This window comes from Oscillibacter sp. CU971, from assembly GCF_905219725.1.
Taxonomy (GTDB): Bacteria; Bacillota; Clostridia; order Oscillospirales; family Oscillospiraceae; genus Oscillibacter.
Map to the genome: position 1 here is coordinate 1 of NZ_CAJMXG010000191.1, position 5,736 is coordinate 5,736.

Annotated in this window: 8 protein-coding genes and 2 other RNA genes; 1 reads left to right on the forward strand and 9 read right to left on the reverse strand. The window is 56.6% G+C overall.

Annotation, left to right across the window (positions count from 1 at the left end):
* Positions 1-808: 808 nt before the first annotated feature.
* From JX325_RS11975 to JX325_RS12005, 7 genes are all read right to left on the reverse strand, one after another.
* Positions 809-1,075 carry a hypothetical protein gene (locus JX325_RS11975; protein ID WP_204791346.1) on the reverse strand — a complete coding sequence of 89 codons (267 nt, stop codon included), beginning with the start codon at positions 1,073-1,075 and terminating at the stop codon, positions 809-811.
* The gene (locus tag JX325_RS11980; protein WP_204791347.1) at positions 1,068-1,424 is read right to left on the reverse strand and encodes a hypothetical protein; all 357 of its coding nucleotides are present in this window, start codon (positions 1,422-1,424) and stop codon (positions 1,068-1,070) included. Before JX325_RS11980 ends, JX325_RS11975 begins: the two co-directional genes overlap by 8 nt.
* 18 nt (positions 1,425-1,442) lie before the next feature.
* Positions 1,443-1,676, reverse strand: coding sequence for a hypothetical protein (locus JX325_RS11985; protein WP_204791348.1), 234 nt, complete (start codon positions 1,674-1,676; stop codon positions 1,443-1,445).
* A gap of 12 nt (positions 1,677-1,688) precedes the next feature.
* Positions 1,689-1,754: hammerhead ribozyme type II (locus JX325_RS11990), an RNA gene on the reverse strand.
* A gap of 233 nt (positions 1,755-1,987) precedes the next feature.
* Entirely contained in the window at positions 1,988-2,605 is a 618-nt protein-coding gene (locus tag JX325_RS11995) for a hypothetical protein (protein WP_204791349.1), read from the reverse strand.
* Between the two features lie 397 nt (positions 2,606-3,002).
* Entirely contained in the window at positions 3,003-3,446 is a 444-nt protein-coding gene (locus tag JX325_RS12000; RefSeq protein WP_204791350.1) for a gamma-glutamylcyclotransferase family protein, read from the reverse strand.
* A 48-nt stretch (positions 3,447-3,494) separates the two neighbouring features.
* On the reverse strand, positions 3,495-4,436 hold the full coding sequence (locus JX325_RS12005) for an amidoligase family protein (protein WP_243414067.1): 942 nt from the start codon (positions 4,434-4,436) through the stop codon (positions 3,495-3,497).
* Between the two features lie 171 nt (positions 4,437-4,607).
* Here JX325_RS12005 and JX325_RS12010 point away from each other — a divergent pair, with 171 nt between their 5' ends.
* Positions 4,608-4,817, forward strand: coding sequence for a helix-turn-helix transcriptional regulator (locus tag JX325_RS12010; protein ID WP_204791351.1), 210 nt, complete (start codon positions 4,608-4,610; stop codon positions 4,815-4,817).
* Between the two features lie 24 nt (positions 4,818-4,841).
* Here the strand turns inward: JX325_RS12010 and JX325_RS12015 are convergent, their stop codons facing one another.
* Together JX325_RS12015 and ssrA are read right to left on the reverse strand one after the other, a co-directional pair.
* Positions 4,842-5,105: a helix-turn-helix transcriptional regulator gene (locus JX325_RS12015; protein ID WP_204791352.1), complete on the reverse strand. Its 264-nt coding sequence runs from the start codon at positions 5,103-5,105 to the stop codon at positions 4,842-4,844.
* 252 nt (positions 5,106-5,357) lie between these two features.
* Positions 5,358-5,723, reverse strand: a transfer-messenger RNA (tmRNA) gene (gene ssrA / locus JX325_RS12020).
* Positions 5,724-5,736 lie beyond the last annotated feature (13 nt).

Sequence of the window (5,736 nt, forward strand, 5' to 3'; positions counted from 1 at the left end):
CAAGGCCAAAAATCACGGGTAACCGCATTTCCGCCTGCTATGCCTCCGCTCGCTGACCTTTTCTATGTCCTTTTTCTTGTCCCCCAGCCGCCTCCAGCGACACTCCCGCCACTGGCTCCGCGCCGTCCCTCGGGCTGAAAGTCGGTGACATCGTGAACTTCACCGGCACCGAGCATTATTTCAGTGCCAACACCTCGAAGCCCGCCACCTGCAAGCCCGGTCAGGCCAAGGTGACGCAGATTTACAACGGGAAACACCCGTATCAGCTGATCTACGTCAAGGGCGGCGGTTCCACCGTCTATGGGTGGGTGAACGAAAAGGATATCCAGCCCCCGGCCCTGGCTGCGGTCGACAAACTGGCAAAGCTGGGTGTTATCAATTCTCCCGACTATTGGAAGCAGACCATGACCGGCGGCAAGGTGAAGTACCTGGACATTTTGCTGACCAAAGCGGCCGAGAAAATCACCAAGGCCGGTACCCGCTCCGCTACCCCGGAGGCTGGCGTGGCCGCCCTTGTGTCCGCCGGTGTTATCGACACCCCGNACTACTGGCTGGCGAACTANAACAGCTATCCCAGCCTTGGCGAGCTGCTCCGTGCCTTGGGCGGCTCCGTATAAGCGCAGGCAGACAGCCCCCTCGCAGGATTCTTTCCTGTGAGGGGGCTGTTTTTTATTTCTGGACCTTGGCCGCCGTAGAGGGCCGTCAGGCGGTTTCTTTGTCGTGGGTGTGCGTCTACCCTCCAGAGGGCCTAACCGGGTGTTGCAACGGACGTATGGGGCCGGGAGAGGGCTTTCCCGCTGCACGTCCATCACATACCGTCAAACTCATGGACAGGACACCACCAAATCGTGTAGTGTTTCTTCATGCGGGTGGGGTCTTGGGTGCTGTGCGTCCCATGCCACCACAGCTTGCGGCTGTTATCCCGACTGTCAGGTTTGAAGCTCCCGATGTCGTGCTCGATGCGCCGGTAGCACGTTGACCGCCCATTGGTCGGATTCAGGTACAGAGCCACCAGCATATCAGCCGGCGGGTGGCCGGTCTTGCTGGCCATGTCGAGCCTTCGCCATTTACTCATGCTGTTCCCTCCATGTCTGCCCGCAGCGGAACACGAAATAGAAGTGTCGGCCCTGATCCTCTATTCTGTCCCCGGATGGGTGCAGGTCGTACTTTTCAGCCAAAGCAACCACGTTTTCTTTCAACTGCTTCCGCGCCTCCCAGTAGTCATCCCTGTCGGCCCCAATGTCATACTGGGGGACAATGATGACCTGGAAGATGTTGCTGAGGAACCCGCTCAAATCGAACGGGATGCCGTCATCGGATTTGTCCGGCACGATGTCCTTGATTTGGAGCAGTTCTTTTTCAAAAGCCTGGCACCGCTCCAGGATTCCGCATTGCTCCGCTGTTCTGATGTCCCACGCTCGCATTGTAAAACCTCCCTTGATTTACTCAACAACTAAATCGCCGTAGACAGTGATTCGGCCCGCCTGCATATCGCATTTCGCGTCGATACCGTTCTTTCGTGCCAGGATGGTAATGTCCTGCCCCTCACATGCCAGTTTGTGCCAGATGGTCATGGCCGAGAACATTTTGCCCTCCGGAACCGGGAGCTGGCTATCCTCCAAAGCTTTCACAACGGCGTTGTGACTGTCAATCAAAGTCAAAAGCTGCTCTTTCATATCGTTTCCCTTTCTGCCCTGCCATCATCAGGCCGGGTAGGACGGTTCCCGGCGACGGGCCAGCGGCCCGTTTCGGCTATTNTTTTGATCCTAAGCGACGAAGTATCTCGACTCTAAGCCGCTCCGCATCCCGGCTNAATTTAGCTTCGGATTTCCTGCTCATATTATTGCTGGCTTTCACATACTCAACGATAACATTCTCNAACTCTGCAAGCAAATNCTCGNTGCTTTTTATGGTTTCGCTGTTTCTTCTCATGTGTCTATGTTCCTTCCTTTCTGTTCTTATGATCTCCGGGATGGGTTGTGTAGGTTTAATCGTAGAAGGGGCGAATCTGGCCGTTCCAGACCTCCCACTGCCACGCGCCGCACCCCGCGTTGAAGCGGATGTAGTGATAGTCCGTAGCGCAGTAGACCGGTCGGCGGTCAATCTTCCGGCCGCTGGCGCGGCAGAGGTTGTGACGGTTGATTTCCTGCTCGTCGATTTCGTGCAAAATCGTGACTTGGCTGTGGTCAAAGCCGAACTCCCGGCAAACCCAATCCAGGGCCTCATCATCGGTCATGTAGCGGGCAGACCCACTAACAACGCACTTGGCCAGCTCCGCATATTCGACCTGGGGAATGTTCTGTGTGAACTCGTAAGGCTTCCATTCCAGCTCCTTGTCAAGTTCGGCCTGGAGAGCGGACAGCTGGCGCTCGTGCTCTGCGCCGCTCCGCTGGATGGTCTTGTCCAGCTCCAGGATTTTGCCATTCAGCCGGTCAATCACGGCGGCCCGGGCCTGATAGATTTTCTTCTCCCCATCGCCAGCGACAAAAGCCTTGCAGAAAGCGTCTTTATCACCGTTGAAGCCGCAATAAGCCTCTTCGATTTTGGCGTACTCGGCGGGCATCGGCTCGAAACCGGTGCGCTCCACAAATTCGGACAACATCATTTTTGCGTTCCTCCTTGAATTTTTCTATCTGTTCTGGTATGCTGGAGGAGCCGGGTTCTCCCGGCGCCTCTGTGGTGAGGCGGGGCAGTGGTTATNCTTGGCCGGGGACCACTGCCCCTTTTTGCNTACCGGGGAATCTTAGCAATCGCCCAGTCCTTGAGCGGAAGGGGATCCCCTTTCATCTCCCGAACCGCCTCGTCGTTGCCGCAGGCGTCGCAGATGTAGACGTCAGCGTGGCGGCTCAGGGCGTTGGTAGTCAACCGCGCCTTGACGGTCAGACGCCCGCAGCGGGGGCAGATATGCAACCCATCCACCTGTTTCTTGGCGAACTCGTCCACGGCCCGCTTTGCCGCGGCGGTGGCGGTCACGTCCTGGGAAAACTGCTCGTAGTCCATGTTCATTCTCCTTTCCTGGCCTCGGCCGCAGCTGCCAGCAGCGGCGCGGGGTCAAATCCAAAATCTTTGTATCCCTCCATGATGGTGTTGAGATACTGCTTCGCCGGCGGGGTGATCGCGTGGCCGGGGGTCATGATGTAAGCCATCCCCTTTACCTTCTTCCCTCGTACTTGCAGCGTGAATATTTGCTTGACGTACAGCCGAGGGAAGCCCTCATACCAGTCCAGGGCGTCTTCGTCCGAGGGGCTGATGGACCAGATACCAACGGGGACGCTGGCTCCGTCGCAAGGCTCAATGTTGGCAACGCCCGAGCGGCTGTTCCCCCGGAACACCAGCTTGTAACCGTCGATGGTGGAGCGGCCAATAGTGAGCGCATCCGGGCAGCGGTGGAGCATCTGGTCAACGTCCAGGTTGCTCCCATAGGCGATGTAGTATTTCCGTTTCATAGGTTCCTCCGTTCTCCCCGTATGGCCGGTAGGTCAGCCGGTTTGTTGTTAAGCCACCTCGGCCTCTGCCTGGGCCTGGGGGCGAAAGGGAGCGGTCAGGTGGTGGCGGCAGGTCTTGAACTCCGCACCGCCCAGGCCCAGGCGCTTCACCAGGACGTTGGTCATCAGCGTGGCCTTCTGCTCTGCGGTGTAGCCCGCACAGCCCTTGAAGTAGAGCCGGGTGTCCTGGCAGTCAATGGCCCAGGCGCTCATGGCCAAGCAGAACTGGACGTAGGCCTTAATCTTACCGGCGTGGGTGGTGCCGTTGAACAGCCGGAACTCGACCGTCCCCTTGGTGAAGAAAGCGTGGAGATTAACACCGTGGTAGCGGCTGGTGTTGTAGTGCTCGTGGTTGATGCCGCCGGTGTAGCCATCGTTGGCGGCGCTGTACCAGATGCGCTCGATACTGCTCTTGGTCTTTTCGCTGTCACTCTGCATGGCTTTCAGCAAAGTGGAGTTCATCTTCTTGCACCAGNGGTTGGCGCGGTCACCAATTTCCAGAGCCTCATAGAACAAATCCTGGCGGCCAATGGCGAAGTTCATCAGGCGGGTCAGGCTGGCGGGGGTATGGTTCTTGCCGTCCACATGGACGTGGATGCCGCAGGAACTGTTGGCGATAGCCCCGGCCTCGCGGAGAGCGCGGATGATGTTCTGCAGGTCATCCATATCCTCGTACTGAAGNACGGGGGTCACGACCTCGCAGGAANATGCGGTACCAGCGGAAACCCGACCGTGGCTGGCGGACTTGCGCTCGGTGANGATGCTGCCATCAGACATGGCTTTCNAGGTGCGGCCCTTCCGGTCGGTGGCACCATAGGTNTTGTAGTAGGTGCCGAGGTAGCGGGCCTGGGTACCGAAGTAAGTGGCGATGACGTTAGCGGCCTGCTCGCGGGTGATACCCGTCAGCTCAATCTCCACACCGAAGTTCTGCTTCTTCATCATGTCGTACATCTTTGTGACCTCCCACATTTTTGTCGTGTNCGCGTTAAGTAGTGTCGTGTTGTTGTGAGCATACGATACCACAAGGCTGTCGCTTTGTCAACAGTTATTTTCGATTTTTCGTAAAAAAGTTTTTGACAAATCGACAATGTTGTGGTATGGTATTCTCAAGGAGGTGGCACCATGATTTCATACAAGCCGCTGCAACATACCCTTATTGAAAGGGGCGTGAAGAAAATGGAGCTTGTGAAAATGGTCGGAATGAGCAATTCGACCCTCAACAAGCTCAACAAGAATCAGTATGTCGCTCTGGAGGTCATCGAGCGAATCTGTTTGGCGCTGGACTGTTCCATCGCGGATGTGGTGAAGATAGAAAAAGACCCGGACGAATAATCGTCCGGGTCTTTGGAGCATGGCTTATTCCTTGGGCGGCTGCTCATGTAGGGGAGCACCACTGCGCGACTTCACGGGGGTGTCCTCGTCTGGATGGTAGACAAGGATATCTGTCAGATCGCAATCCAGCGCCTTGCATATCAGCTCGAAGTGCCGGAGGTTGATGCGGTCTGTCAGCTCATTGTAGTAGTCGCCTATCGTGGAGGCCCTTATCCCTGTCATTCGGGCTAAGTCCGCTTGCGACCACCTGCGCTTGCCAAGCTCGGTGGACAGTAAAATCCTAATCATAGCCGTGTTCTCCTTTACGGTAGAATATAACCGTATTTTCGTATTTTTACATGAGNTTGTCAGGAAAACACAAATACCGTGATTTTATCTCGGAAATTGTGACGGCGCAGGCATGAAAAAGGCCGCTACCCTGGATTATTCCAGAGCAGCGGCCTTTCTCATTTGTCCGAGGCAATAGCCAGCGGACACACCAGCACGAACAGGCTCCCGGCCACATAGATGACCGGCTCCTGGGTTCGTCTGGCGCACTTTTGGTGGAGGTGGCGGGAGTTGAACCCGCGTCCGAAAGCACTTTAACGGGACTTTCTCCGGGCGCAGACGGTGATTGCGGAGGGCCTTACCCCTCCTGTTCCCCTCGGAGACGGCACATCGTCACGCCGTCAATTCAGGTGAGCTTCATGATGTGTGGCACAGGCAAAGCTTACTGTACGCACATTTACCGCTAAACGACGCCCTTCCCGGCTCGCGGTCCTTCCGGGTCGGACGGCTGCCTTTAGTTAGGCAGCAACAGCAACAGTGTTGTTGTTATTTGATTTATATTTTGCCCGTTTTATGGCGGTCAGGCGCCGCCGCCCGCTGGTCCCGCCTCCATACCCCCGTCGAAACCCTTACACCCCCGGATGTGTCGCAA